Origin of the sequence: Ruegeria sp. R8_1 (assembly GCF_017743815.1) — a bacterium.
GTDB classification, from domain to species: Bacteria; Pseudomonadota; Alphaproteobacteria; order Rhodobacterales; family Rhodobacteraceae; genus Ruegeria; species Ruegeria lacuscaerulensis_A.
In genome coordinates this window covers 1-2,229 of sequence record NZ_JAGHRL010000016.1, presented here as the reverse complement: position 1 = coordinate 2,229, position 2,229 = coordinate 1, and the positions used below count along the sequence as shown (strand labels likewise).

Genomic DNA, 2,229 nt, shown 5'->3' with positions numbered 1-2,229 from the left:
CAGGCTTGGACGGCGCGTTTGGTCATGACGCTGACCAGATGTGCGCGGTAGTCTTTGCTGCCATGGAGGTCGCCGATCATGTTCATTGGGTTCACCTTCAGGCCCATCAGGGCGTCGGCGCGGAACTCTTTGGTCAGGGCCTCCTCGGCCTCGGACCAGCGGAACACGCCGTCTTCGCTGGCACCGGTGACGGCGACGCGGACGCCATCCGCGAACCGCGCCAGGTAGACACCCACCAACGCAAAGCGCGAGGCAGGCTGCAGGAACTTCTGATAGCTTGCGGCCTGCGGCACCGGGAAGCGGATCTGGGTGATGATCTCACCCTCGTCCAGCGCGGTGGTGAACATGCCCTGAAAGAAATCATCCGCTGCGATCTGCCGCGTATTGGTCACAACGGTCGCGCCGGACCCCAGCACCCCTGCCGGATAACAGGCCGCCGGATCATTGTTGGCCACCGAGCCACCAATGGTGCCGCGATTGCGCACCGCCGGATCGCCGATCTGGCCGGCCAATGCCGCCAGCGCCGGATAGCTTGCCGCCGCTTCGCGCGCCACCGTGGCGTGGGTCGTCGCCCCACCGATAGCGACCGAGCCATCATCCTCGATGCAAACCCCCTGCATCTCGGCAATCCCGCTCAGCGACACCAGCGCCGAGGGCGCCGCCAACCGCTGCTTCAACGTCGGGATCAGCGTCTGGCCACCCCCCAACGCCTGCGCATCCTCAGCCCCCAACGCAGCCACCGCATCGGCGATGCTCGAGGGCTTCTCAAACTCGAAATTATACATTCCGCTTTTCCTTTCCGAAGAACACAGATCCGCTCTTCATCTGGCTATAAATATCCCGGGGAGCGCGAGGGGCTGGCCCCTCGCACCCCAACCTCTCCAACTCAGCTGTTCATCGCCGCCCAAACGCGCGACGGGCTGACCGGCATGTCGATGTGATCCACCGCTTTTCCGCCCGAGTTCATCGCATCCAGAACCGCATTGACCACAGCCGGCGGTGAGCCAATGGCTCCGGCCTCACCACAGCCCTTCACACCCAGCGGGTTATGCGTGCACGGCGTCTGGCTGGAATGATCGACGCCGTAGAACGGCACATCATCGGCGCGCGGCATGGCGTAATCCATGAAGGACGCGCTCAGCAGCTGGCCATTCTCGTCATAGGCGCAGTTCTCCAACAGAGCCTGACCGATACCCTGACCGATACCGCCATGCACCTGGCCATCCACGATCATCGGGTTGACGATATTGCCAAAGTCATCGGCGGCGGTGAAGGCCTCGATACTGACCTTGCCGGTCTCGGGGTCCAGCTCGACCTCGCAGGCATAGGCGCCCGAGGGGAAGGTAAAGTTGGCCGGGTCGTAAAACGCGGTCTCCTCCAGCCCCGGCTCGACCTCCAGCGGGTAGTTATGCGGCACATAGGCCGTCAGGGTCACATCGCCCCAGGCCACCGACTTGTCGGTGCCTGCGACGCTGAACTGACCGTCCTTCAGCTCGATATCGGCCTCCGACGCCTCCAGCAGGTGCGCGGCGATCTTCTTGGCCTTGTCGATCACCTTCTCGGTGGCCTTCACCATGGCCGAGCCACAGACCGCCAGCGAGCGTGAGCCATAGGTGCCCATGCCAAACGGGATCTTCGAGGTGTCGCCATGCACGATCTCGACCATCGATTCATCGATGCCGATCATGTCGGCCACAACCTGCGGGAAGGCAGTCTCATGCCCCTGACCGTGGCTATGCGCGCCAACCATGACGCTGATGGATCCGGTGGCATTCACCCGCACAGTTGCCGCGTCATACAGACCCGCGCGCGCGCCCAGCATGCCAACGATGTTCGACGGCGCGATGCCGCAAGCCTCGATATAACAGTTGATGCCCAGACCGCGCAGCTTGCCCTTGGCCTCGCTTTCCGCACGCCGCGCGGCAAAGCCCGCCAGATCGGCGGCGGCCTCAAGCTTGTCCATGGTCCCGTTGTAATCCCCGGTGTCATAGGTCAGCGCCACCGGCGTGTCATAGGGGAACTGGGTGATGAAGTTCTGACGCCGCAGCGCAATCGGATCGACCCCCAGCTCGCGCGCGGCTTTGTCGACGACGCGCTCCAGCTGATAGGTCGCCTCGGGCCGGCCGGCACCGCGATAGGCATCCACCGGCACCGTGTTGGTGAACATTGCCTTCACGTTCACCTGAATGACCGGCGTCTTGTAATTGCCCGCCATCAGCGTGCCGTGCA

General features: G+C 63.8%; 2 protein-coding genes. Both read right to left on the bottom strand.

The features are described from left to right. A partial coding sequence (locus J7380_RS20215; RefSeq protein ID WP_209198697.1) for a xanthine dehydrogenase family protein subunit M occupies positions 1 to 785 on the bottom strand: 785 nt, incomplete at its 3' end. Positions 786 to 886: 101 nt separating this feature from the next. Then, positions 887 to 2,229, bottom strand: a 1,343-nt coding sequence (locus tag J7380_RS20210) for a molybdopterin cofactor-binding domain-containing protein (protein WP_209198695.1), incomplete at its 5' end; no start/stop codon positions are given.